The organism is Luteolibacter arcticus (genome assembly GCF_025950235.1).
In the GTDB taxonomy this organism is placed as follows: domain Bacteria; phylum Verrucomicrobiota; class Verrucomicrobiia; order Verrucomicrobiales; family Akkermansiaceae; genus Haloferula; species Haloferula arctica.
This window is the reverse complement of the sequence record NZ_JAPDDT010000002.1, coordinates 43520-67048: the sequence shown is the minus strand read 5'-3', so window position 1 is coordinate 67048 and position 23529 is coordinate 43520. Positions and strand designations below refer to the sequence as shown.

The following is a 23529-nucleotide window of genomic DNA, read 5'->3' as shown; positions in this document are numbered from 1 at the left end:
TGACGAGTCACCGCAGGCCAAGGAAGGCGTCCGCGTAACGCCGGCCGAACTCGATGACAGCGGCGCGGCTGAAATGCACGGCATCGACGCCTGCCAGGCCGTCGCTTTTGACAAAGGCGGCATGGGAGGTCTCCGCGGCCACACGTCGCAGGCCGGAGCGAACCAGGTTGCGGCTGGCGACCGCTGCCGGATCGCGCTTCTCATCGCCGAAAGTTCCCAGATCGCCGATCACGAACGGCAGCTCACGCGACGCGAGGTCGGATCGCAGGCGGGCAATCAAGGCGGCCAGCTTTCCGGCATGGGCACCGGCGAGAACGTCGTCCAAGGCATCTGTCTCCCCCTGATGCCACAGCACTCCGGCCAGTGTGCCGCGGAGGGCTGCCTTCCTGCCGCGGGTGACGGCGTTGTCGTAGAGCGGCGCGCCCGGTCCGAACTGATCGATTCCAGCACCGCCCCAGGCGCAGGGGATAAGCCCGACCGTGAGGGCGGGCTGCTTCTCCACAAGCCGTATCGCAAACGGCAGCCCGAGTCCGAATCCGGCGCTTTCCTGGTTCAGGTGCAGCGGATGGGCCGCTGGCCGCCAGCGGGTCCAGCCGCACGGGCGGCGCGACTTGATGGTGCACTGCCCGCCGAGCGCCAGCACCCCTGGCACCGGGGAGAAATCGCCGGGCTGCCATGAATCGGAAGGATGCATCCCGCCGAAGCCCGCCATATTCGACTGGCCCATCAGCAGGAACACGGGAAAAGCCGCCGGATCCGCCGGCAGCTCCCAAGGTCCCGAAAGCCGCGGAAATCCCCAGCGGCGGAAGAATCGCGACGGGCCGCTCATGCGATCGCGGCCGGAAAATTCTCAGTTCTCGGCGCTTTCGACGGCGTCGTGCTTCGCACCGGTGAAGCGGTAGTGACCGTAGATCTGATAGTCCGTCAGCACGTTTTCCCATTTCGGGCCGCTGCCGAGATCATGCACCACCCATGCCTCGCCACGGCGCTCGCCGGGGCCGGGGACCACGAGGCCGCAGTGGAGATCGCCGCTGGCGAGCATCCAGACCACCACGTCGCCCGGCTTGTAGTCGCCGGTTTCGCGGGTGACTTTCAGCTCCGCGCCCTGATGCTTGAAGTAGCGCTGGAGGTTCTGGACCATCCGGTGATCGATGTTCCGATCGGGCTCGCGGCGCTTCCAGAGTTGCGGATAGACGGAGAAGTTCTTGGCCATGTCCTCGTGGACCAGCTCCTGCAGGTCGATGCCGAGGTTGCGGTAGCTTCGGATGATCAGGTCCTCCGCCTTGCCCCGCCACTTGCCTTCCGGGGTCAGGGGAAGGTCGCCGCCGGGGTAGGAAATCGCATAGTAGTCCGCGTCGTAGGCGCTCGGCATCTTCGTCCGCTGGAGGCCCGCGGAGGCGAGGCGCTCGCCGAACTCCAGAGACGGTGCCAGCTCGCCGATCAGAATATCCGCCGCCTCGAGCGAGGCGACCGATTGCTGGGCGCGGAGCAGGGGAACCAAGGGCTTGCCAAAGTGCCAGGCGGCAAAGCCGGCAATCAGGAGCACCACCCAACCACCGAGAAAATTGGCCGGCTTCCGCTGCGGCTTCTTAGCCTGCGGACGGGGACCGATATACTCAATGGTTCCAAATTGATTGTTGGGTCGGCGACGAGCCATAATCTTTTAACAAAAGTAAACCAAAAGCGGTATGGGAATGCCACCTATTTCCCCGGATCGCAGTAAATTTTTTCGGGAAATCCCGCACTGGACCGCGGGATAGGTGGCCCGTAGGCGTAACGGCATGACAGTCATACGCTGTGCGCAACCGCTGGTATGGGGAGAACTTGATGTGCCTCTATTTGGCATTTCGAAGGATTGGTATGGGGCTGAGGTCGCACCGCAAGCCGCGTTTTGCGTTGCCGTAGATCCCCGCAGTTTGTGGTTCGTGGCGAGCCACCCGAAACCCGCGAAGCTCCATCCGGCGGCGCGTCCTGCACGATTCGTGCCCGAGCTGTGGAAGTACGACGTCGCAGAACTTTTTCTAACGGATCCGACCAGCGGCCGGTACTTTGAGTTCAATCTTTCCCCCAATGCCGCGTGGTGGAGCTGCGAATTCACCGCGCCCCGGCAGCGGGCGGAGGAGACGGACATCGCCTTCCCCGACGTGGCCACCTTCGCCGAGCTCGCGCCCGACGGCGGCTGGGTCGCGGCCATGGCGATCTCGCGCGAGGTGCTGGAGGCGCGCCTGAATTTCGGCGAGACCACGAAGCTCAATGTCACCTTCATCCTCGGTTCGCCGGAGCAGCGTTTCCTGAGCGCCGTGAATCTCGGGGAAGGGGAGGCGGATTTCCACCGGCCCGAGCGGTTTTCGACGGTGAAATTCGTCGATGCGTGACGAATTCGTTCCCCGACACGCTATCGCGTAATGTCGGAAGGGGGAAAATCGGACATGATGACCCCCGTAAGCGACGCCGTTCCCCCCACCGGCCAACTTGCACACCCACCGTCTCCCCCCGGACGGTAAACGTAGACCCCCCGCTGTCCCCCAGGACGACCCGCTGCCCTCGTTTCCCCCCAAAACGGAGTCAGCGGGTTCTTCGTTTCTGGCCGTTGCTTGCGGTGAAGCGGCGGAAGGCGTAATGCGTCCGGCGTGCCCGATGCCGAGGAGGACAAGCCCGAGCCCGATCTGGACGAGCTGCTGGAGCTGTTCCGCGAGCCGGAGGAAGAGCGCCGCCCACGGGCGAGCATCTCCGGCGTCGTCTGGCTGGCGCTGGCACTGATCCTGTCATTGATCGGCGTGTGGCTGGCGGCACGGGTTTCTTCCATGCCCGCGTCCAAGGACACCAAGGCCGGGCCGATGAAGCCCGGGAAGGTCAGCGATCGCCCGGCGCGGGAGGACGACGCGGGGACCGTGGACGTGATGGAAGCCTATATTGCCCGCTGCCGGAAGGGCATGACCGCACGGGAGGTGCGGTGGATCGTGGAGGATTTCCAGAAGGCGGGGCTGGACAGGAGCGCGATGAACAAGCTCTGGGATATCGTCGGGAGTTCTCGCGATGACGCAGGGATGGACGCTGCGGTGTCCGAGGCTGCCAACAAGGAAGCCCTACGGATCAGCAAGCAGCAGAGCCATTGGTATCTGGGCCTGCTGGCGGACGCACTGAATCTGGACAAGCAACAGCGGGTGCAATCCACCGAGCGATACAGGACGTGGTTCGGCCCTGCCGAAGCCAACTTTCTCGAACGCCAAAAGGAAGTGGTCGAGGGACGACAAGCTCCGGGCTATTACCCCATCGCAGAATTGCCGCCGTACGCCGGATTGCTTGAGGCCAGCGAATGGCTGGAGGACGAAGCGCTTGCACCATGGGCTCTCTGTGATCTGGCCGATGACCAACTCGCCATCACCCATCACGAGGAAGTAATCCAAGAGCGAAGCGGCCCTGAGTCATCCCAAGAGGAGGACTCGTATGCTTATCGCTCTTGGCTGGACCGCCGACCTTTAGTGGGCATAGGCGCTGTCAAGCGCAAGAGTATCGACGATATTCTATGGAGACCAAGTTACGAAGAGGCAGGATGGATCTTTCCCTTTCATTCCGAGCAGCAATTCAGCGGAACGGAAGGCGATCTGCTGGAGATAGTGAAGAGGCTTCATCCGGCGCAGTTGAAAACCCTTCTCTTGCTGGACCCGCAGGCTGCAGATGATCTTTCAAAGCTGTTGGATTCAACCAACGAATGACCCCGGCTTGCCCGCCCGGCAGAATCCCTTCTAACTCTCCGCGTGCCTGACGCTCCGCTTCTCTCATCTGGTGACTCCGTGCTTGTCGCGGCGCCGGTGGAGTGGCGTGAGGCCTGTCTGTCGGTACCTGCGTTGCGGTCGATCCGGCGAATGGGCGTGGCGGTTGAGGTGCTGTGTCCGGAGCGACAGAGCGGCTTCTGGAAGGCGACCGGTTTCGACGCCGTGACGGCCTATGGCGACAGGGCCTCGGCGCGCGAAATTGCGGGTCGCCTGAAGGATCGCAAGACCGCCTTGTTGTGGGAAGCCGGTGTGGCTGCGGATGCCTGTGCGAAGGCTGGCATCCCGCGGCGGATCGGTCCGCAGGCGAAGGATCTCGCCAAGCGGCTTAGCGAGCCGGTCTCGCTCGTGGAGGCTCCGGGACCAGTTCAGCATCGCGTGCGCTTCTATCTCGACCTCGCTGCCAAGCTCGGCGCGGAGCCGATGGTCGCGGAGAATTTTGCCCCACTGCCGGTCGATGTTCCGCGCGCGGTCGAGCGCGTGCTGCTGGTGCCGGACTCGGATTTCGGAGCGCATTTCGAATGGCCGCTGGATCGGTGGGAGGCGGTGGCGAAGGTGCTGTTAGAGAAAGGGCGGCAGCTCCGGATCGCCGGCGGGACGAAAGGTTCTGTCCTTGCGAAGGCGTTCCCTGAGGCCGAGGTGGTAACGCTTGCGTGGCCGGCGCTGGAGGATCTCGCATCCTGTTCGCTTTGCGTGGCGGCCGATGGCAGCCTGCCTCATCTGGCGGCGCATGTTGGTACGACGTGTATCGTACTTTTCGGACCGGGCGAGCCGGAGTGGATGCGGCCGCTTGGCAAGCAGCACGTCATCGTGAGGCGCAAGGTCGAGTGCTCGCCCTGCCACGCACCGAAGTGCCGGATGGACTTGCGCTGCCAGACCGAGCTGGAGGTGGAGGAGGTGTTGCGAGCGCTGCCATAAGGAGTGTGGACATTCTGTCCACACTGCGTCGACAGAATGTCGACGCTCCTTAATGCTATCGCATCACGTGATCTAACAGAACGCTCTGGACGTGCAGGTAAAACTGCGATCGGAACCACGCGGAGCGCTTGCCGGGGGTCATGGTGGCGGGATCCTCTTCCGAGAAGCCGTAGCGTTCTTCCAAGGCGAGGCGTGCCTGGTTCAGCCCGCCATACCACAGCTCGGCCTCTTCCTTCTGGATGAAGACTTGGCCGGGTTCGTCATCATCACCGCTGCCGGCCAGTGTCTTCTCGATGATCTCGAGCTGCGAGTTGAAGCTGTCCTGAAGATCCGGCACCACGAACTCGCGCCAGTCATCGATGCCCACATCCTTCGCCATCGGCGCGGACACCCGGTCGGCGAGGTCGATGCCGCCGCCGCGGGCGTCGTAGGGAATGCAGCGCAGCACCATCCAGTCGAGCGGGTTCTCGACATCGATGCGCAGGCCGCCTTGGAGCGTGGGTCCGACTTTCATTCCGCCTTTTCCAAGGATGTCTTCAATTGGTGCGCTTGCAACTGCTGGGCGTAAAACTCCGCCTTTTCGCGCTCGCCGCTCCACACCACCGAACGGCCGCGCTTGTGGACTTCCAGCATCATCGCGGCGGCCCGGCTCTCGGGGTAGCCGAAGATCTTCATCAGCACCCAAGTGACGTAGCCCATCAGGTTCACGGGATCGTCGTGGACCACCACGTTCCATGGCACGTCGAGGGATACGTCTTCCTTGAGCTGGGTCAGCGTGTCGGACATGGCGGTCAGATCAGACCTCGACGGGTTCGCCGGTTGGCGCGTCGATCCATTTCCCGTGCTCGCGGATCAGGTCGATCAGGCGCTCGACGGCTTCGTTCTCGGGGATGTTGAACTTCACCGGCTGCTTGCCCACGTAGAGGTTGATCTTGCCCGGCGCGCCGCCGACGTAGCCGAAGTCGGCATCGGCCATCTCGCCCGGGCCATTGACGATGCAGCCCATCACCGCGATGCGCACGCCCTTGAGGTGACCGGTGGAGGCGCGGATCTTCTGGGTGGTGCTTTGCAGGTTGAAGAGCGTCCGTCCGCAGCTCGGGCAGGCGACATAGTCGGTCTTGAAGATGCGGGTGCCGGCGGCCTGCAGGATATTGTACGAGAGTCGTAGTGATTGGCCGGGTGAGGGTTCACCTTGGACGATGACCGCGTCACCGATGCCGTCGCAGAGCAACGAGCCGAGACGGCGCGCGGCGACGAGCAGGGTTTCGACAAAGTCACCGCTTTCCGTTGCAGGAGTCAGCGTGTCCTTGAGAAGGATCGGGTGGCGAGCATCGATGCGGAAGGCGAGCATGCGGAAGGCCGGGATGATGCCGAGGTCGAGACCGTCCTTCACGGTCACAAGCTTAGCGGTGGGCGAATGACTGAGCTCCGCGAGGGCCTTTTCATCGCGCGGGTCGATCGCAACGACATCGCTCTTCTCGAGAATGATCTCCGGCTTGAAGTCGCCCATCTTGGCGATCTTGTGAGCCACCGCGTTCCACTTTTCCTGTGACGTGAAAACGCGCACGGTGTTCTCGCCCCCGAGCTTGTGGCCCATGATTTCCAGCGCGTCGGTCTTACGACGCACATAGGAGAAGGGATCGTAGGAAGGAACGAGCGCCGGGGCAGGGGGCTGGTCCGCCATTTCCTGGAACGGCGCTGCCAAAGCCTTCGCGACGGGCACCTCAAACACGGCATCTTCCGTAAGCGACACGCGAATCGTATCACCGATGCCATCGGCGAGCAGCGAGCCGATGCCGATGGCGCTCTTGATGCGGCCGTCCTCGCCATCGCCGGCCTCGGTCACGCCGAGGTGAATCGGGTAGTTCCAATCCGCCCCTTCCTGATCGAGACGGGCGACGAGCAGGCGGTAGGCCTCGATCATCACCTTCGGGTTCGACGCCTTCATCGAGAAGACGAAGTTGTGGTAGTCCATTTCCCGCGCGATGCGGGCGAATTCCAGCGCGCTTTCCACCATGCCGAGCGGCGAGTCGCCGTAGCGGTTCATGATGCGGTCGGAGAGCGAGCCGTGGTTGGTGCCGATCCGCATGGCGCGGCCGAGCGACTTGCAGAGGTCCACCAGCGGCGCGAATTCCTCGCGGATTCGCTCCAGCTCCTCGGCATACTGCTCGTCGCTGTACTCGCGGATTTCGAACTTCTTCTTGTCGGCGTAGTTGCCGGGATTCACGCGGACCTTCTCGACCCACTTGGCGGCTTCGAGTGCGGCGTCGGGCTTGAAATGGATGTCCGCCACCAGCGGGACCTCGCAGCCGGCGGCGCGGACCTCGCGGGCGATGTTTTCCAGGTTCGCGGCGTAGATCTTCGTCTGGGCGGTGATGCGGACGATCTCGCAACCGGCCCCGGCGAGTTGGAGCACCTCGGCCACGCAGGCGGGGGTATCGCGGGTGTCGGAGGTGATCATCGACTGCACGCGGATCGGGTTGCCTCCGCCGATGCCGACCTTGCCGACCAGGACTTCTCGGGTCTTCCGCCGGTTGTAGGCCAGCAGGTCGGGGCAGTATCGCAGCAGCGCGTGGTCGCTCATCGCGCGGGAGATACACGATCAATGCGTGCTCCGCAACGGCGGCGGCGAGTCGGGTGCCAGTCGGCTTGATAATGAGGGAAAACAGGATATCAAACAGTGGCGTGAGAGCTTCCTCCCTCCTGATCGGCCTGACTGCCTTGCCCGTCGCCGCTTTCGCGAGCCTGAATCCGGGCACAGCGGGCGCCTGTCTCTACCTGCTCAGCGACACCAATCAGCTGGCCACCTTGAGCGATTCCTCCCCGGCACAGACCTCTCCGCCGCTGGCGATCACCGGCGTGACCGTGGGGGAAAGCCTGGTCGCCATCGACGTCCGGCCCATCAACCAGCAGCTTTACGGCCTGGGGGTGAATACGACCAATGACACCATCCAGCTCTACTGCATCTCCAGCGTCACCGGCACGGCCACCCCGGTGGGCAGCGCGAATGGCATGACGAACACTTCCGCCGTCAAGATCCAGCTCGACGCCACCCGCTACGGCATTGACTTCAATCCCGCCGCAGACCGGCTGCGGGTGGTGACCAGCTCCGGGGTGAGCTTCCGGGTCAATCCGACGACCGGAGCCTGCGTCGATACCGATGGCAACGCAGGCAACGGCATCAATCCTGATGGGGCGATCAACGGTGCGACCACCACCGTGGGCGAGGCGGCCTACACCAACAATGTCCCGGATAACGGCAACGTCACGACCCTCTATACGATCGATTCCGCCACGGACTCGATTTACATCCAGAACCCGCCCAATAACGGAACCCAGACCTCGGCGATCGGCATCAAGGTGGGCGGTATCCCGCTGAATTTCACCACCGCCTGCGGCTTCGACATCCCGGTGGGAGTGAATGCGGCCGGCTCCAATGCGGCCGCGACCGGTTTCGCCTACGCCGTTTTGGAAAGCGGAAGCCGCCGCCTCTACCGTCTCAATCTCAGCACCGGGGACGCGACGCAGCTTTCGATTCCCTCGGGCATCGCCATTCGCAGCTTGGCCGTGAGCACGCAGGTGCCGGTGGCGATCTGCTTGAATGCCACCGCGAATAATCTCGTCCGTGTCCGCCGGAACACTCCCACTACGACCACCACCCAGGCGCTGAATCTTGGCGCCTTGGCGGCGAATGAGACATTGGTTGGAATCGACTACCGGCCGGCCACGGGCCAGCTCTACGGCCTGGCGATCAACTCGACGGATAACAACGGAAGCCTGTATCTGATCGAGCCGATGTCGGGCGCTGTCAGCCTGGCCGTTGGAGGCACCCAGGGCGCCATCCAGTTTGTCAATGCGGTCGGAGCGGTGATTCCCATGCCGCCGGCCTCCGATGGGTACGGAATGGATTTCAATCCGACGGTGGACCGGCTGCGCGTCACCAGTGGCAATGCCGGTGGCGCAGGGATCAATTTCCGGGTGAACCCGGTCACCGGCTTCCCGGTGGATGGAAACCTCAACAGCGGCACGCCGGCCGGCGTTAATCCCGATGGCCCGCTCAATGGTCCCGCCACGGGCGCGACCTCCTGTGCCTACACGAATTCCTTCGGCCAGCCGCTCACCGGTGGAACTACCACTCTCTACTCCCTCGATCCAGCCACGGACTCGCTCTACATCATGAACCCGGCCAGCAGCGGCACCCTTACATCGGGCAAACTCGTGAAGCTGAATGGAGTGACCCTGAACTTCACCGCGGCCTCCGGCTTCGACATCACGCAGGAAGGGGCAACAAACTCGGTCTCCAACGTCCCATCCCCGGGCGATGGCTGGGCCGCCCTCACCGTCGGCGGGGTGACCGGGCTTTACCGGATCAACCTGCGCACCGCAGAGGCTACCGCGGCAGGCAACATTGGCACGGGTACCGGCGTGATGGTCGGACTTGCAGCGGCGGGCGAGGCGGGTCCGGGTTACGGGTTGCTTACTTGGAATTCCACGATTGGCGCAATCTGCCGGATCGAGACCAGCACGGATCTTGCGAACTGGCAGCCCTTCGGTGGCCCGGTGACGGCCACCGCCACGACGACCACGGTCCCGGTGCCATTTTACAACGGCGATCCCCGCCGCTTCTGGCGGGCGATCCTGCCGTGAAAGGCTGGACGAATTCCGCTATCACCGGCGCTCATTGCGCGTAGTCTTTCGTGCCGATGAAAAAGCGTCTGTTTCTCCTCGCCACCTGCCTGTTCACGGGGCTCCGCGCCGAACCCGCTGCCGTCGAGGTGGCGGCGGAAGCGCCGGAATTCATCCGGGTGGATGACAGCGAAACCGCCACCCAGCTCCAGACCGCCGTGGTCCGCTACACCAAGGGCGAGGCCGCCGTGGAACTCGTTGGTGCCGTTCACATTGCGGACAAAAAGTACTACGAGGACCTCAATACCCGTTTTACCGGCTACGATGCCGTGCTTTTCGAGGGCATCGGCTCGCCGCCGCCACCCCCCGCCGCGAATGCCGATCCGGTGGCACCCGCCCTGCCCGCCGAGGAACCCGCTCCGCCCGCGGAAAAGAAGAAGCCGGGCAAGCTCGACGGCCTCCACGGTGCCTACGAGTCGGGCGCCCAGTGGCTGGGGCTGAGCTACCAGATGAAGGAGATCGACTACCAGAAGGCGAACTTCGTGCACGCGGACCTGAGCGTGGATGAATTCACCGCGCTGCAGGCGGAGCGGAAGGAAACCCTCATCGGATTTGTCCTCAAGGCCGGTTTCCAAGAGCAGGGGAGGCCCGCGAAGGAACCCAGCACGCTCAAGCTGCTCACCTCGCTGGTCCGCCGTGACAAGAACGGCCTGAAGCGCGAACTCGTCCACACCCTCGGGGCCGGCGACGACCAGATCGCCGCGATCGCTGGCGAAAGCGTCATCATCACCGACCGCAATGCCAAGTGCCTGCAAGTCCTCGACCGCGAGGTGCAGGCCGGGAAGAAGAAGCTCGGGATCTTCTACGGCGCCGCCCATTTCCCGGACATGGAGAAAAAGCTGCTGGAGGCAGGCTGGCAAAAGACCGGCGAGGAGTGGATGACCGCCTGGGACATCCCGAAGCAAAAATGAGCCTACCGCCGCGACCAAGCTGCTCAGCCCGGCCGCGGAGGTCGTAGGAGCCTCGCGGCTCAAGGAGCGAGGATCGCTTGGAGGCGGACGAACTTCGGGCCGGCGGGGAGGGGGGTGTTGAGGCGGATTTTCACTTCCGTCAGGTTCCCGCCAAGGGGGGTGGTGGAGAGGGGGGTGAACTGACTCTGATCGCTGTTCCAAGTGCCAAGATCGGACGAGGTCTGCGGCGTGAAGGTCACCCCGTCGGTGAGCGGGCGGCGGATGTAGGTGAAGGTGAGGAAGCGGTCCGGGCCGATGCTCATGAGTGCACCGTCGGGCAGGCCTTCGGGATCGGAGGTCTTGGGCAAGAGGCCGAGGGCGAATTCGAGCAGGTTGGCGGTCCCGTCGTGATCGGGATCTGCGTTGTCGCCACTGATGAGCAGGTTCGCGAGCTCGGGCGCGGTGAATTCTGCGGCGCGCCATGCTTCATAGATGGCGGCATCCGGATTGGTCTGGAAGGTGTAGCTCACGCCCGCGGTTGGCAGCATCGTGCCCGGGGTCGTCGGCCGGTCATCCTGCAGCATCAGGCGGATCGTCCCATTGGCGAAGACCGGGACCGCACCGGCATAGGCGGCGGTGCGTGAGACACGGAATTCCCACTCGGTGCCGGAGCCCGCGATCAGCCAGCCGAGGTCGCTTGCTGTGCCTTCGTTGAAGCCTCCGCCGCGCTGGTCGTAGCCGGTGCCGCCCTGGATCATCAGCGAGGAGCCGAAGCCACTGCTGCCCGGCACGAAGCCGGTGGCGGGATTGTTGTCCGTATCGAGGAAGAGATTGGTCTGGGACTCGGAGAACGGCGGAGCGGCCGGTGCCGCATGCAGCGTGAAGCGGCCGTAAAGATACTGGCCATCATTCGCGAGCTGGAGGGTCGCCCAATCCATGTCCGCTCCCGAGGAAGCGCGGCTGGCGCGGACCGGGATGCCCGCCCAATCGGTGAAGGTGCCATCCACCGTGATCGGGGCGAAATTTCCTGCCACGGGCGCGGCGGCGAAGGTGTAGTTCACTGCCCCGGCGAATTCCGCGCTGACGCCATGGTCGCTCCACAGCGCGAGCTTGATTGAGTTGTTGGGGAAGACGGGCTGCTGCGGTCCACCGCCGATCGAGTAGGTCGCATTGCGGGCGATGCGGTATTCCTGGAAGGTGGTGTTCGCGAAGTAGGGGGAGATCCCGGCCGCGCCGTTGGTGAAGACGGCACCGCGATTGTAGGTCGCGGCGTCCTGCGCGAAGGGGAAATCATTCTGCCAGCTCACCTCGGCACCGACCTGGCCGAGACCGTAGATGTTGAATCCGGTGCCCGCGTTCGCGTCATTGTCGAGCGAGAGGAAGGTGCTGGGCGAGCCATTGAGCGTGTTGGTATCGACGGCACCGTTGTATTGCACGAGCACGTACAGGTAGTCCGCGTCGTTGGCCACTTTCACCGACGCGATGTCGGGGATGCTGTCGCCGGTCGGATCGGTGCCCGTGACCGGAATGCCTGCCCAGTCGGCGGAGTTTCCATCGACGTTGATCGCGGCGTAGTTCGAAGGCGGCGGTGGCGAGGCGGCGAAGTCGAGCAGGATGCCGGCGGTCGTGTCGCCGCGGTTGTCCTGCAGCGCCAGGCGGATCGTGTTTCCCCCGAAGACCGGCGCACCACCATTCACGAACGTCGCAGACCTCGAGAAGCGCAGTTCGAAGGCGGTGGCCGGCCCGGCGGGGGAAATCGACCAAGCGACGCCATTGACGCCGCCCTCATTGAAGCCGCCACCGCGTTGGTCGTAGGCGGTGCCGGTTTCGACCATGACTTCCGAGCCGATGCCTGCGCCCGAGACCGGCAGGCCGGTGGCGGGGTTGTTGTCGGTATCGAGGAAGAGGTGGGTATTAAAGTCGCTGAAGGGCGAGGCTCCGGCATGAAGGGTGAAGCGGACGTAGAGGTAGTTCGCATCGTTGGCGACTTGCACGTTGGCGAAATCGACCGGCGTGGCCTCGGCGGGATCGGCATCCAGCACCGGCGCTCCATCCCAATCGGTGAAGGCGCCGTCGATGGTCACCTCGCGGTATCCGGAAGGATTGGGCTGCGGCGTCGCGGCGATGACCACGTCGTTCGTGTCCTCGTGGCCGAGCGCGTCTTCGGCGCGGACGGCGAAACGGTAGGCCGTGCCATTCGTCAGGCCGGTCAGCGTGAATTCATACGGAAAGCGTCCCGCGCCGGCACCGCTCTGATAGGACTCGGGCACAGCGGGGGCGACGTTCGCGAGCTTGGTCGCGGTGGCGAAGTTCAGGACCGCTTCGGTCGTATAGTAGATGTGGTACTTCACCGGGCCGGTCTGGTCGCGGGCCACATCCCAGCGGACCGTGGCGGTGCCATCGCTGGTCGCGACCTGCTGCACGCCGATGCGCGGTGCAGGGGGTTGGTTGCCAAATTCTTCGGGAAAGGAGTCGGCACCGGGAGCGGCCGTGCTGTCCCACACCGGCGGCGCGGTATCCGGGTTGGCGGCATTCCACGTCGCGGCCTGGGTATTGAAGGGCAGGGCGTTGAGCGCGGGATTCGTGCGGTAGAGCAGCCAACCCTGCTGCTGCTGGGACTCGATGAAGTCCTGCGCGATCAATGAAGGCGGCTCGCCTGAAGAGGTGTAGCCCAGGCTGACCACGGTGAAGCCATCGGGGCGGTTGGCCTCGGCATTGATCTTCGGCGCGAAGTTGAACTTGTTGTCGTCGAAGAACGCGGTCTCCATCCCGGAGCCACTACTATCGGTATAGTAGCTCTCGAACATCAGCATGTTGATGTAGGGCCGCAGCGTGTAGGCGTAGCTCTTGAGGTTGGGATTGTAGAAGAAGACCCCGCGGTTGGCCATCAGCAGCTTGGCCGGGTGGTCATCGCTGATCTGCTTCACCAGATCGCGATAGGCTTCGGTGGTCCACTCGAAGGACGTCCCGCCGAAGCTGTCCGGCGCCGGGGTGTCGAGCGTGTCCAAAAAGAGGCCGTCGCAGTTGTAGCCGTTGCCGGTGGTGGTCGTGAGCAGTTCGAGGATGCCGGCGCGTTGGCTGCCGACCTTGGTCTTGTTCTTGAGGATCTGGTACCACGCCGGGTCGCCGGGGTTCACGTAGTAGCCGCCGAAGACGGCATTCTGGTCGGGCTGTCCATCCTGATCGACGTCGTCCAGATAGTAAGAGGCGTAACCGGTGCCGCCGGGCGAGGCTTGGCCGAGCGGATCGGTGATGCTTTCCAGTGGCGTGGCGTTGGAGGGCCGGGGGTCGACGCGCGGACCATTGCCTTCGCCGGGGAAAGGCGCACCCGGCCGGTCGTCCTCGCCGACGGAAATGTAGGCGATCACCTTCACATCATCGCTGGTTCCCACGGTGCTGTCCGGCCCGGAGCGAATGGTGGCGATATTGGCCGCGGTGATGTTGCTGGCGCTTGGGTGGAGGATCACCAGCTTGTAGTTGGTGCGCGCCTGGGTGATCAGGGTCGAGTCCCAGTTGCCGTAGTGAATCAAGTACGGCGTGGCGCTACTGAACCCCGGCACCGGTCCGCGTTGGGCGAAGCAGGGGGCCGACAAGGCAACGGCGAGCGAGCAACAAGCGGATCGGTGGAATAAGTTCATGATTTGACGAGGAAAACATCGTCACGTGACATCCACGAAAGGGTGAAAGGAAGCTCATTTCGGAAGCTTGCACTTTTTCAGTCAGATCCGGGCGGATCCCGGTATTGAATCATAGACGAGAAACCTGCGGCACCGCCGCGCCACTTTTTTCATGGAGCCTGAAGAACTCAACAACCTGGCAGACCACGGCGATTCCGCCTCGGAAATCGCGGAGGAAATCCGCGGCTTCCAAGCGGGATTGAAGGAGTACGTCGCTGGCTTGCTGGGCGGGGCGGATGGCGTGGACGATCTGGTGCAGGAGACGAATCTCTTTCTCTGGGAGCGCCGCGAGGAATTCCTGCCCGGCTCGAATTTCCGCGCCTGGGCGATGCGCGTGGCGTGGTTCAAGGTGATGGCGGAGCGCCGCGACCGCTTGCGCGAAGGGCGCGTCGTCTTCAGCGAGCCGATGCTGGAGCAACTCGCCGCTCGCGCCGCGGAACGACTCGGCGAATCGGACCAGCGGCTCGATGCGCTGCGCCGATGCCTCGATCGCTCGCGTCCGCAGGACCGGCGGATCCTGGAGTGGAAGTACTCGCGGCGCGCCTCGCTGACGGAACTCGCCGAGGCGAACGGCTGCGCGCCGAATGCGATGCACAAGATGATCTCCCGGCTGCGCCTCGCGCTGCGGCACTGCGTGGAGAAACAACTCGGGAACGAACATTCATGATGATGAAGTGGCAAGCGGATGCGGAATTGCGCCGGCTCGTGGACGGCATGCTCGGCGGCACCCTGTCGCGCGCCGAGGTGGCGCGACTGGAAGAGCGGATGGAGGCGGATCCGCGGGCGATGGAGTTTTATCTCTCGCTCGCGGGCCAGGAGGCGCTGCTGGCGGAGGTTTGCAGCGAGAAGGCGGATACCTTGGTGGAATTGCCACGGAGGAAGCCGGTGAGATGGCCGCTGTGGTTGTCCGCCGCTGCGGTGCTGGTCGCCGCCGCAGGGCTGGCCGTGCATTCCATGAACAAGGCGGCTGACCCCGCGAAGACCTTGGCGGCCGGTGGTGCGGAGGCGCGGCTGACCAATGAGGTCGGCGTCGTGTGGAAGGACAAGACCTACACCGCCGGGGAGAAGCTCGGCAGCGGCAGCGTGGTCGCCTTTTCCTCGGGACTCGCCGAGCTGACCCATCGCTCGGGCACCCGCTTGCTGATCGAAGGACCCGCGATGTACGAGGTCACCGGGCCGAATGCCGGGCGCCTCAAGCACGGCAAGCTGGTCGCCGAAGTGCCGCCGGGAGCGGAGGGCTATGTGGTCGAATACGCGGATGGGAAGGTCGTCGACCTCGGCACCGAGTTCGCGCTCGACGCGCCGGAGGATGACGGGCCGGCGGAAGTCGGCGTCTTCCGCGGGGAGGTGCGGATCGAGCAAGGCGGCGATACTTCCGGGCAAGCGGCCCCGCTTTACACCGGCCACGCGGTGCGCACGGCCTCGGCCTCAACCACCGGGCTGCGTTCGATTCCCTTCGATCAGGAGCGCTTCATCCGCCGGATTCCCACGCGTGAGCTGCCGTGGTTCTACCGCGGCGGCGAAAGTGCCATCGAGTGGGACATCAGCCACCTCGTTTGGTCGGCGGGCGAGTACCTGGGCGTGGTGAAGTGGATGAACGGTCCCGAGGCGCTGAACCTGCGGAAGATGGAGCTTCTCCTGGACGGCCAGGTCGTCGGCTCGGACGAGCACCCGTGCAGCGTCGGACACCTGACCAGCACGGTGGGAAATGTTTACCGGCTGAAGGTCGCCGAGGGTGCTTGGAAGCGCGGCCACTGGACGCTGCGCGCTTGGCCGGTGCAGGCCACCGAGGGCGGGCACAGCGAGGGCATCCTGATGTTCGAGAATGGTGTGGCGCTCGATGCCGGGCCGGATGACTTCACCGGTCCATGGGACTACGTGCACGATGGCCACCGCTACCGCCGCCTGTTTCATGCGGACGGGAGCTGCTCGCTGTGGGTGGATGACACGCCGTCCGACTATTTCCAAGATGCCTCGTGGGAAGTCCGCGGCGGCATCCTGCGGGTGAATTTCCCCGCCTCCTCCGTGCCGGAAGAGCACTTGCTGCGGGATCGCGAAAGCCTGCTCTTCATCAACCAGCCCTACCGCAACGCGAGGAGGGGGAAATGAAGCGCCGCGAGTGGCTGGCCGCCGCGACGGGCCTGGCGTTCGCGGGTTGCCGGAAGGTGATCGCCGTCCGTGATTTCAAGGAGCTGCCGGGCGACGTCCTCAATCCCGAGCGCGGCTTTTACTTCCAGCGCGCGGCGGAAAATCCCGGCGATCTAACAACGGTCCGCAAGGACGGCATCAGCCTGCTGCTGCTCACGCTGGACCTTCGCAACCACCGTAACCGGCCTCTGGACGATGCGAAGCTGGAGCGCCTCGACTTCGCATTGAAGGCGGTGCGCGCGGCCGGTTTGAAGGTGATTTTCCGTGCGGCCTACGGTTTCACCGATGCCGACTACCGCGTCGATCCGCTCGATCTCGGACTGGTGCGGAAGCACATCGAGCGGATGGCTTCCATGATGACCCGTCACGCGCCGGTGGTGTGGTCGGTGCAGGCCGGGATGCTCGGTCCCTGGGGCGAGTGGCACGGTTCGAACCACGGCGATCCGCCCTCGCTCGAAGCACGCCGCACGGTGGCCGAGGCTTGGCTGGAGGGCTTGCCGGCGGAGATCCCCGTCTTGGTGCGGCGGGCGATGTTCGTCCGCGATCTCTCGCCCACGGCGGTGGATCGCCTCGGCTGGCACAATGACGCCTTGCTCGCGAACCCCGACGACATGGGCACCTATTCCGAACCCGGCTGGGACCGTGCTCGGGAGCTGGAGTGGAGCCATGGGCAGAACCTGAAGACTCCCTTCGGCGGGGAAACCGTGCCCGACAGTGAGGCCACCGGCGCAGAACAGGTGATGCGCGAGCTGGAACTCCTACGGATCGCGTATTTGAACCGCGGCTATCACGGTGGAACGCTCCAGCGCTGGCAGCGGGACGGCATTTTCGGCGAGATCGAAAAGCGCCTCGGCCATCGCTGGGTGCTGCGCCAAGTGGGGTCCGCGGGAGTGACCCTTGAGAACACCGGTTTTGCCCCGCTTTACACGGCGCGGAAAGTGGAGGTCGCGTGGTTTGATCCTGCGGCCATGAAGCCGATCGGCGCGGTCGTGACGACCGAGGTCGATCTGAAAGGGAAATCCGGCCGCCTCGAAGTTCCCTTCAAGCTCCCCACAGCGCCTTCCGGATCGGTGCTGGCCGTGCGTTTGCCCGATCCTGCCGCCAGTCTCCGTGATGACGGCCGCTACGCCCTCCATCTGGCGAGCGAGGGTGTCCGCTTTGACGAGGCGAGCGGGTGGAATGTGCTGGCCTGAGACGTCCATGCCCCGGAGGGGCTACAGCGAGTAGCCGGGGGTTGAGCGCAGCGATACCCCCGGACAGCGAAGGACGCGAAACGAATCCCGGATGGGATTCCAGCCGGGTTTGAAGAACGGACGCGGGGCAACCAACCCGTTCCGGCCGATCGATGGGTTTCATGCGCGGGATGCTACCCGCCTGGCTGAAACCCCATCCGGGGTTTGGATCCGGTGCGGCTTTCCCGGGGGTGGCGCTGCGCTCACCCCCGGCTACTGGCTGGAATCCCTCCGGAGATTGGAAGGCACGTATCGCCAAGGCCGGATCATGCCTTTCACGCGTCCATAAATGCCCCGGGCCTTCCCCTTTGACAATCCGGGAACCCCCGCCCACCCTCCGCGCGAATTCCTAACGCACTCCCAATCATGGCCTACGATCTTATCGTCATCGGTGGCGGCCCGGCCGGCTACGTCGCCGCCATCCGCGCCGCCCAACTCGGCAAAAAAGTCGCCTGCGTCGAGGCTGACCGCGCCGGCGGCACCTGCTTGAACTGGGGTTGCATCCCGACCAAGGCCCTGCTCAAGAACGCCGAGCTGTTCCACACCCTTTCCCACCGCGCCAAGGAGTTCGGCTTTTCCTTCGACAATCTTCAGTACGACTGGTCCTCCGTGATCGGCCGCTCGCGGAAGGTCGCCGACCGCCTCGCCGGCGGCATCGAGTTCCTCTTCAAAAAGAACAAGATCGACTATGTCCGCGGCATGGGCTCGATCGTCGCTCCCGGCAAGGTGGAAGTCACCGCCGCCGATGGCTCGAAGCAGACCGCCGAGGCCAAACACATCATTATCTCCACCGGAGCGAAGCCCCGCCCGCTGCCGCCGCTGCCCTTCAATGGCACCACGGTCATCAGCTCGAAGGAAGCCATGGTCCTCGAAAAGCAGCCGAAGAGCATGATCATCATTGGTGCCGGCGCGATCGGCGTGGAATTCGCCTACATCTACAATTCCTTCGGCACCAAGGTCACCATCGTCGAAATGCTGCCGCGCCTGGTGCCGGTGGAGGACGATGAAATTGGCGACGCCCTCGAGAAATCCTTCACCAAGCAGGGCATCCGCTGCCTCGTGAATCACAAGATCACCAAGACCGAGGACAAGGGCACCCATGTCGAGGTCACGGTCGAGGGCGCGAAGGAAACCGGAACGCTTTCCGCGGACGTCGTGCTCGTCGCCATCGGCGTCTCACCGGTCATGCCCGGTGGCCAGCAGCCGGAACTCACCGACCGTGGCTTCATCAAGGTCGGTGACCGCTACGAGACGTCCATCCCCGGCGTTTACGCCATCGGCGATGTCAGCGGCCCGCCGTTGCTCGCGCACACCGCTTCCTTCGAGGCGATCCAGTGCGTCGAAGGCCTCTACGTCGAGGGATACACGCCGCGCAAGGTCACCGTTTTCCCCGGCTGCACCTACTGCCACCCGCAGGTCGCCTCGGTCGGCAAGACCGAGCGTGCGCTGAAGGAAGAAGGCATCGAGTACAATGTCGGCAAGATCCCATTCGTCGCGATCGGCAAGGCGATCGCCTCCGGAGAACCGGACGGTTTTGCCAAGCTGCTCTACGGCAAGAAGCACGGCGAGCTGCTGGGCGCGCACATCATCGGTGAGAATGCCACCGAACTCATCGCCGAGATGGGCCTGGCGCTCGACCAGGAACTCACCGCCGAGGAGATCCACGCGACCATCCACGCTCACCCGACCATGAGCGAGGTCATCCACGAGGCGACCCTCGCCGCGGAAGGCCACGCGATTCACTTCTGAGACCCGTCCGCACACTCCGTGTGCGGCAGGGAGGTTTCTCTGACTCGACTTCACCAAAAGCCGCCCCGGGAAACCGGGGCGGCTTCTTCATGGAGGGAAACCGGAATCCAAACGAGGGTTTCCAGCGAATCTCATTACGAGATGCCATGAATCCCCGGCCGATGTCCGCCCTTTCCCGCAATGCGGCTGCCACGCCGCCGGGGAGCGCGTGGCTGGATCTTGTGCCAATCCGCCGCGCGCCGTGGCGAATCCGGTTGGTGCACCGGCTTCATGGCACGGAAAAAAATCATGGCCCCTTGCGCGATGAGAATCCGCATCTAAGGCAGGGCGTGGCTTCTCCCGCCAACTCCTCCCCTGAGACCGCCGGCCTGCTCGCGCGCGTCGCGTCGGGTGACGGCCGGGCGATGGAGACGTGCATTGATGCCTTCGGCTCGCTGGTCTGGGGGATCGTGCTCAAGCGCGTCCGTGACCGGACGGCGGCGGAGGATCTGGTGCAGGAGATATTCACCGACCTGTGGAAGCATTCCGGCCGCCACGATCCCGCCATCGCCAGTGAGACGGGCTTTGTCGCCGTGGTGGCCCGCCGGAGGGTGATTGACTGGCTGCGCCGCCAGTCGCGACTCCCGCAGATGGGGTCACTCGATGAGTCGCCTGAGCTCCCGGCCGTCACGGCCGCCGAGGGCAGCGGGCTCGACCGCGAGACGATGTGGCGTGCGCTCGAGCGGCTACCGGAGGAAACGCGGCAGCTTTTCCGCCTGCACTTCGAGCAGGGCATGAGCCACGGAGAGATTTCCGAGCACACCGGGCTGCCACTGGGCAGCGTGAAAACCCGCCTCAGGCGCGGGCTCATCGAGGCGCGGGCGCTGGTCGCCCGTCTCGGGGCCCGGGTCAAACCATCCACCGGAGGACTATCATGACAGAGGACTCCCGCTTCGAACGCTTTGAAGAGCTGGATGCAGGCCGCGCCCTCGGCGACCTGGACAGCGCCGAACTCGCGGAGTGGACGGCGCTGGCGGAAGAACTCGGCCTCGGCCCCGATCATGGGCTGGACGGATTTGCCGCCGAGCTGGAAGTCGCGCTTGGTGGATCGGCGGAAGATTTGCCGGCCGACGTGGCCGCCCGGCTGAAGGCTGCCCTTCCGGGTGCCGGGAAGATCGTTCCTTTCGGCATTCCCGCGCCGCCGCCGCGGAAGGTCACTTTCCTGCCGTGGTTGGGGTGGGGGGCCGCTGCGTGCCTGCTCGGTCTGCTCCTCCTGCGCGACCCCGCCACCGGTCCCGTGCCGGCGGATCGGCGGGACGCGCTGGTAAAGGAAGCTGCCGACCTCCGCCGCATCAAATTCGCGGGAACGGGCGGATCGTATGCCACGGTCGCCGGCGAGGTGCTCTGGAGCGATGCCCGGCAGGAGGGCTACATGGTCCTTTCCAACCTCCCTGCGAACGACCCGGCTAAGAAGCAGTACCAGCTCTGGATCGTGGATCCGGCGCGCGACGAGATTCCGGTGGATGGAGGAGTGTTCGACATTCCGGCCGGCGCGGGATCCGTCGTAATCCCGGTGGATGCCAAGCTGGCCGTGAAGAACCCCGCCGCCTTCGTGATCACGCTGGAACAGCCGGGCGGCGTGGTGCGCTCCAAGCAGGAAGTCGTGGCCGCGGTGGCCAAGTCCTGAGCGCGTGGCGGAGAAGATGGGAAAGTTTTCATCTTTCCTGAATCCGGATGGCACCGCGGTGCGAACTCCCTTCATGCAGCCGGTTAAGGCCGCCATCTAACTCTAAAACTAACACGAACATGAAAAAATTGATCGCATCCGTCTTCGCCCTCTTCGCCCTCGGCTCGGTCGCGTTCGGCGCGGAGAAGAAGGACATCGTCGATACCGCCGTTGGCGCGGGCAGCTTCAAGACCTTGGTCGCCGCCGTGAAGGCAGCCGGACTGGTGGAAACCCTGAAGGGCACCGGACCCTTCACCGTCTTCGCGCCGACCGACGAGGCCTTCGCCAAGCTGCCGGCCGGCACGGTGGAAGAGCTCCTGAAGTCGGAGAACAAGGCCAAGCTCGCGGACATCCTGACCTATCATGTCGTCAGCGGAAATGTCCCGTCCAAGGATGCCGTGAAGCTCGACAAGGCCACGGCTGTTAACAAGAAGGACATCAAGCTGGCGGTGAAAGGCGAGACCCTCATGCTCAATGACAGCGCCAAGGTGACCAAGGCGGACATCGAGTGCACGAACGGCGTGATTCACGTCATCGACACCGTGATCATGGCACCAGCCAAGTAATTTAACCGATTGGATTAATTTTCCGCGATCCTGCCCGTTCAAGGGCGGGATCGCGCTTTTTTGGTGATCGCGTGGAAATTTGAATCCGCTCCGGCCGCGGCGGCGAACTCCCCGGAGAACACCCCGGACCTCCGCCATGGACTCGAAAAACGACAGCAGCCTCGACCTCTATCTCCGCGAGATCGCCCGCACGCCGCTCCTCACCGTGGCGGAGGAAAACCAGCTTGCGGCGCGTATTCACCGCGGTGAGGCGGACGCACGTGCGCACATGATCCGGGCAAACCTGCGGCTGGTGGTGAAGATCGCCCGCGACTACTCCGGCTATGGCGTCCCGATCAACGATCTGATTTCCGAGGGAAACCTCGGGCTGATGATCGCGGTCGACCGCTTCGACCCGGAAAAAGGCGGCAAGTTTTCCACCTACGGCGCGTGGTGGATCAAGCATTCGATCAAGCGTGCACTGGCGAACCAGTCGAAGACCATCCGCCTGCCGATCCACACGGCCGACAAGATCGCCCGCATGCGGCGGATCGAGTCGATGCTGACGGAAGCGCTCGGTCGCGAACCGACCGACGAGGAACTCGCCGAAGAACTCGGCCTTTCCCGCCAGAAGATCGCCCTCCTCAAACAGAGTTCGCAGCGCCCGAGCTCGCTCGATGCTCCGGTGGCCGGCGATGAGGGGAAGGTCCACGGCGAAATTGTGGCGGACGAGGCCGCCGCAGATCCTGGCGAGGTTCTGGCCAGCAAGGATCTCCACGCCCAGCTCGATGACATGCTCGCCGTGCTCAACGAGCGCGAGCGCACCATCATCGACCGTCGCTTCGGCCTGCGCGGCCTGAAGCCCATGCTCCTAGAAGACGTTGGCCGCGAGTTCGGCGTGTCCCGCGAGCGGATTCGCCAACTTCAGAACGTGGCGTTGAAGAAGATGAAGCGGGTGCTCGCGGAAAAGGACAGGCCCGCTCCTTCCTCCTTCCCCGCAGGAGGCCACGCGATTCGCTTCTAGGTTTAGGCAGAACGACTCGCGCCGCCGGAGATGCTCCTCGCTAGGCCTCACTCATTCAACCTTGGCCGCTGGGGTACCAATTGCGTCACCTGCTCCGTCGGGTGGCCCAGGGAGATTAGCGTCTGCTTCAGCGAATCATGGAACGCGGCGGCTTTCATCACCGTGGCCGGGATCACCACCTGTCCGTCCTTGTTGAGGGAGAACTCCTGCATCAGGCGGATTGCCGCGTCGTTGTCGTTCCCGACCGCCGCTGCGATGAGGATGTGGCCGAGTTCCCTGAGATCTTCCGGGTCCTTGAGCGAGCGGACTCAGCCACCCAGCTCACAGTCGGAATTGCAACGCGATGATCAGCGGGATTCTTTCCACACTAGCCACCCGCCCGCTTTTTCACGTTCGCGCGTGCCTTTTCCATCACCTTGTCTGTGCCCCACTCCAGGGAATTCTGGTCGTAGAACCGCAGCTTGAAGTCGGGGGCCTTTGAAAGCGCCTTCAGCTCGGCACTTTGCTCGAGCATGGCGATAGCTTCGGCGCACGCGAGCTGGAAGTGTTGGGACAGGTCGGCGGTATCTTGCGCAGCCGTCGGTTTCTCCGATTCCCGGTCGTAGAGCTTGTCGAAGACTTCATAGTGAATCTCGTTCAGCTTGTTGTTACCGGCCGGGCACTGCTGCTCGTAGAACCGGAACTTCCAGGCGTCATAGTGCCACCGGCCCATGGTTTCGCGGATCTCGTCATCGGTCTTCTTTTCGTAGCCGACGCTGTTCTTGCGAAACAGGGCGACTCCCTCGACGAGGCCTTGTTCGGTATTGAGATACACCGACAGATCCCAATTCTCCGTGGTCTCGATGACGATTCCGTAGATCTTTGCGTCGGTATGATTGGCGCTGAAGTGGGCGATGACGCCGGTCAAGTAGGCACCCAGCTCCTTTGAGACCAGCGGCCAATCGACCGACTCGGCCTTTTGCCAGGATTCGGCCTTCTTCTGATAGTCTTCGTACTTGGATTTCCTCTCACCCATTGCGGGAACGCTGCATAGGAGGGCGAAGGCGAGAATGAGCTTCTTCATGGGACCAAGGATAGACCGGCTAGTAGATTCGACGGATCCCTGCCGCTGTCGAGGGAAACCCGGTGACCAGGTTGGAGCAGGAATTCCCCTGCTGGCTTGCCGGGGTATCCAGTTGGCAA

General features: G+C 64.1%; 21 protein-coding genes. 13 read left to right on the top strand and 8 right to left on the bottom strand.

Annotated features, from left to right (window positions below):
- Positions 1–7: 7 nt before the first annotated feature.
- Both OKA05_RS05060 and OKA05_RS05055 read right to left on the bottom strand, forming a co-directional pair.
- Entirely contained in the window at positions 8–829 is an 822-nt protein-coding gene (locus tag OKA05_RS05060; protein ID WP_264486020.1) for a sialate O-acetylesterase, read from the bottom strand.
- A 21-nt stretch (positions 830–850) separates the two neighbouring features.
- Positions 851–1546: a DUF1287 domain-containing protein gene (locus OKA05_RS05055; RefSeq protein ID WP_264486019.1), complete on the bottom strand. Its 696-nt coding sequence runs from the start codon at positions 1544–1546 to the stop codon at positions 851–853.
- Positions 1547–1781: 235 nt separating this feature from the next.
- Between OKA05_RS05055 and OKA05_RS05050 the strand changes: the two genes are divergently transcribed.
- From OKA05_RS05050 to OKA05_RS05040, 3 genes are all read left to right on the top strand, one after another.
- Positions 1782–2375 carry a DOMON domain-containing protein gene (locus OKA05_RS05050; RefSeq protein WP_264486018.1) on the top strand — a complete coding sequence of 198 codons (594 nt, stop codon included), beginning with the start codon at positions 1782–1784 and terminating at the stop codon, positions 2373–2375.
- Between the two features lie 255 nt (positions 2376–2630).
- Positions 2631–3716: a hypothetical protein gene (locus OKA05_RS05045; RefSeq protein ID WP_264486017.1), complete on the top strand. Its 1086-nt coding sequence runs from the start codon at positions 2631–2633 to the stop codon at positions 3714–3716.
- A 78-nt stretch (positions 3717–3794) separates the two neighbouring features.
- Positions 3795–4691 carry a glycosyltransferase family 9 protein gene (locus OKA05_RS05040; protein WP_264486016.1) on the top strand — a complete coding sequence of 299 codons (897 nt, stop codon included), beginning with the start codon at positions 3795–3797 and terminating at the stop codon, positions 4689–4691.
- 55 nt (positions 4692–4746) lie between these two features.
- Here OKA05_RS05040 and OKA05_RS05035 read toward each other — a convergent pair whose 3' ends face one another.
- The 3 genes from OKA05_RS05035 to ispG are packed head-to-tail and all read right to left on the bottom strand — an operon-like array spanning position 4747 to position 7275.
- Positions 4747–5205 (bottom strand): DUF2017 family protein, encoded by a 459-nt coding sequence (locus OKA05_RS05035; protein ID WP_264486015.1) that lies wholly within the window; start codon positions 5203–5205, stop codon positions 4747–4749.
- On the bottom strand, positions 5202–5477 hold the full coding sequence (gene clpS, locus OKA05_RS05030; RefSeq protein ID WP_264486014.1) for an ATP-dependent Clp protease adapter ClpS: 276 nt from the start codon (positions 5475–5477) through the stop codon (positions 5202–5204). Before clpS ends, OKA05_RS05035 begins: the two co-directional genes overlap by 4 nt.
- A 10-nt stretch (positions 5478–5487) precedes the next feature.
- On the bottom strand, positions 5488–7275 hold the full coding sequence (gene ispG, locus OKA05_RS05025) for a (E)-4-hydroxy-3-methylbut-2-enyl-diphosphate synthase (protein WP_264486013.1): 1788 nt from the start codon (positions 7273–7275) through the stop codon (positions 5488–5490).
- A 101-nt stretch (positions 7276–7376) separates the two neighbouring features.
- Between ispG and OKA05_RS05020 the strand changes: the two genes are divergently transcribed.
- Both OKA05_RS05020 and OKA05_RS05015 read left to right on the top strand, forming a co-directional pair.
- Positions 7377–9338: a DUF4394 domain-containing protein gene (locus OKA05_RS05020; RefSeq protein ID WP_264486012.1), complete on the top strand. Its 1962-nt coding sequence runs from the start codon at positions 7377–7379 to the stop codon at positions 9336–9338.
- A gap of 56 nt (positions 9339–9394) precedes the next feature.
- Complete coding sequence (locus OKA05_RS05015; RefSeq protein ID WP_264486011.1) at positions 9395–10288, top strand: hypothetical protein; 894 nt, start codon at positions 9395–9397, stop codon at positions 10286–10288.
- Positions 10289–10347: 59 nt separating this feature from the next.
- Here OKA05_RS05015 and OKA05_RS05010 read toward each other — a convergent pair whose 3' ends face one another.
- Positions 10348–13905 carry a fibronectin type III domain-containing protein gene (locus tag OKA05_RS05010; RefSeq protein WP_264486010.1) on the bottom strand — a complete coding sequence of 1186 codons (3558 nt, stop codon included), beginning with the start codon at positions 13903–13905 and terminating at the stop codon, positions 10348–10350.
- A gap of 151 nt (positions 13906–14056) precedes the next feature.
- Between OKA05_RS05010 and OKA05_RS05005 the strand changes: the two genes are divergently transcribed.
- The 8 genes from OKA05_RS05005 to OKA05_RS04970 all read left to right on the top strand — a co-directional run bounded on the left by OKA05_RS05005 (position 14057) and on the right by OKA05_RS04970 (position 22347).
- A complete protein-coding gene (locus OKA05_RS05005; RefSeq protein WP_264486009.1) occupies positions 14057–14611 on the top strand; it encodes a sigma-70 family RNA polymerase sigma factor in 555 nt (184 codons plus the stop codon).
- Positions 14608–16053: a hypothetical protein gene (locus tag OKA05_RS05000; protein ID WP_264486008.1), complete on the top strand. Its 1446-nt coding sequence runs from the start codon at positions 14608–14610 to the stop codon at positions 16051–16053. The genes OKA05_RS05005 and OKA05_RS05000 overlap by 4 nt, the downstream gene beginning before the upstream one ends.
- Complete coding sequence (locus tag OKA05_RS04995; RefSeq protein WP_264486007.1) at positions 16050–17285, top strand: DUF4832 domain-containing protein; 1236 nt, start codon at positions 16050–16052, stop codon at positions 17283–17285. The genes OKA05_RS05000 and OKA05_RS04995 overlap by 4 nt, the downstream gene beginning before the upstream one ends.
- Before the next feature lie 405 nt (positions 17286–17690).
- Positions 17691–19073, top strand: coding sequence for a dihydrolipoyl dehydrogenase (lpdA, locus tag OKA05_RS04990; protein WP_264486006.1), 1383 nt, complete (start codon positions 17691–17693; stop codon positions 19071–19073).
- 146 nt (positions 19074–19219) lie between these two features.
- Positions 19220–19990, top strand: coding sequence for an RNA polymerase sigma factor (locus OKA05_RS04985; RefSeq protein ID WP_264486005.1), 771 nt, complete (start codon positions 19220–19222; stop codon positions 19988–19990).
- Entirely contained in the window at positions 19987–20739 is a 753-nt protein-coding gene (locus OKA05_RS04980) for an anti-sigma factor (RefSeq protein WP_264486004.1), read from the top strand. The genes OKA05_RS04985 and OKA05_RS04980 overlap by 4 nt, the downstream gene beginning before the upstream one ends.
- A gap of 119 nt (positions 20740–20858) precedes the next feature.
- On the top strand, positions 20859–21344 hold the full coding sequence (locus OKA05_RS04975; protein ID WP_264486003.1) for a fasciclin domain-containing protein: 486 nt from the start codon (positions 20859–20861) through the stop codon (positions 21342–21344).
- A gap of 136 nt (positions 21345–21480) precedes the next feature.
- A complete protein-coding gene (locus OKA05_RS04970) occupies positions 21481–22347 on the top strand; it encodes a sigma-70 family RNA polymerase sigma factor (RefSeq protein ID WP_264486002.1) in 867 nt (288 codons plus the stop codon).
- A 47-nt stretch (positions 22348–22394) separates the two neighbouring features.
- On the opposite strand, the gene OKA05_RS04965 is transcribed toward OKA05_RS04970, so the two are convergent.
- Positions 22395–22559: a hypothetical protein gene (locus OKA05_RS04965; protein ID WP_264486001.1), complete on the bottom strand. Its 165-nt coding sequence runs from the start codon at positions 22557–22559 to the stop codon at positions 22395–22397.
- 155 nt (positions 22560–22714) lie between these two features.
- The gene (locus OKA05_RS04960; protein WP_264486000.1) at positions 22715–23410 is read right to left on the bottom strand and encodes a hypothetical protein; all 696 of its coding nucleotides are present in this window, start codon (positions 23408–23410) and stop codon (positions 22715–22717) included.
- Positions 23411–23529: the final 119 nt, after the last annotated feature.

Bases quoted from the DNA above. Each gene is read 5' to 3' on its own strand.
- ispG (WP_264486013.1), bottom strand. From the start codon at position 7,275: ATGAGCGACCACGCGCTGCTGCGATACTGCCCCGACCTGCTGGCCTAC.
- OKA05_RS05035 (WP_264486015.1), bottom strand. From the start codon at position 5,205: ATGAAAGTCGGACCCACGCTCCAAGGCGGCCTGCGCATCGATGTCGAG.
- clpS (WP_264486014.1), bottom strand. From the start codon at position 5,477: ATGTCCGACACGCTGACCCAGCTCAAGGAAGACGTATCCCTCGACGTG.
- OKA05_RS05000 (WP_264486008.1), top strand. From the start codon at position 14,608: ATGATGATGAAGTGGCAAGCGGATGCGGAATTGCGCCGGCTCGTGGAC.
- OKA05_RS04965 (WP_264486001.1), bottom strand. From the start codon at position 22,559: ATGCAGGAGTTCTCCCTCAACAAGGACGGACAGGTGGTGATCCCGGCC.
- OKA05_RS05005 (WP_264486009.1), top strand. From the start codon at position 14,057: ATGGAGCCTGAAGAACTCAACAACCTGGCAGACCACGGCGATTCCGCC.
- OKA05_RS04985 (WP_264486005.1), top strand. From the start codon at position 19,220: ATGAATCCCCGGCCGATGTCCGCCCTTTCCCGCAATGCGGCTGCCACG.
- OKA05_RS04960 (WP_264486000.1), bottom strand. From the start codon at position 23,410: ATGAAGAAGCTCATTCTCGCCTTCGCCCTCCTATGCAGCGTTCCCGCA.
- OKA05_RS05050 (WP_264486018.1), top strand. From the start codon at position 1,782: ATGACAGTCATACGCTGTGCGCAACCGCTGGTATGGGGAGAACTTGAT.
- OKA05_RS04975 (WP_264486003.1), top strand. From the start codon at position 20,859: ATGAAAAAATTGATCGCATCCGTCTTCGCCCTCTTCGCCCTCGGCTCG.
- OKA05_RS04995 (WP_264486007.1), top strand. From the start codon at position 16,050: ATGAAGCGCCGCGAGTGGCTGGCCGCCGCGACGGGCCTGGCGTTCGCG.
- OKA05_RS05010 (WP_264486010.1), bottom strand. From the start codon at position 13,905: ATGAACTTATTCCACCGATCCGCTTGTTGCTCGCTCGCCGTTGCCTTG.
- lpdA (WP_264486006.1), top strand. From the start codon at position 17,691: ATGGCCTACGATCTTATCGTCATCGGTGGCGGCCCGGCCGGCTACGTC.
- OKA05_RS05060 (WP_264486020.1), bottom strand. From the start codon at position 829: ATGAGCGGCCCGTCGCGATTCTTCCGCCGCTGGGGATTTCCGCGGCTT.
- OKA05_RS04980 (WP_264486004.1), top strand. From the start codon at position 19,987: ATGACAGAGGACTCCCGCTTCGAACGCTTTGAAGAGCTGGATGCAGGC.
- OKA05_RS05015 (WP_264486011.1), top strand. From the start codon at position 9,395: ATGAAAAAGCGTCTGTTTCTCCTCGCCACCTGCCTGTTCACGGGGCTC.
- OKA05_RS04970 (WP_264486002.1), top strand. From the start codon at position 21,481: ATGGACTCGAAAAACGACAGCAGCCTCGACCTCTATCTCCGCGAGATC.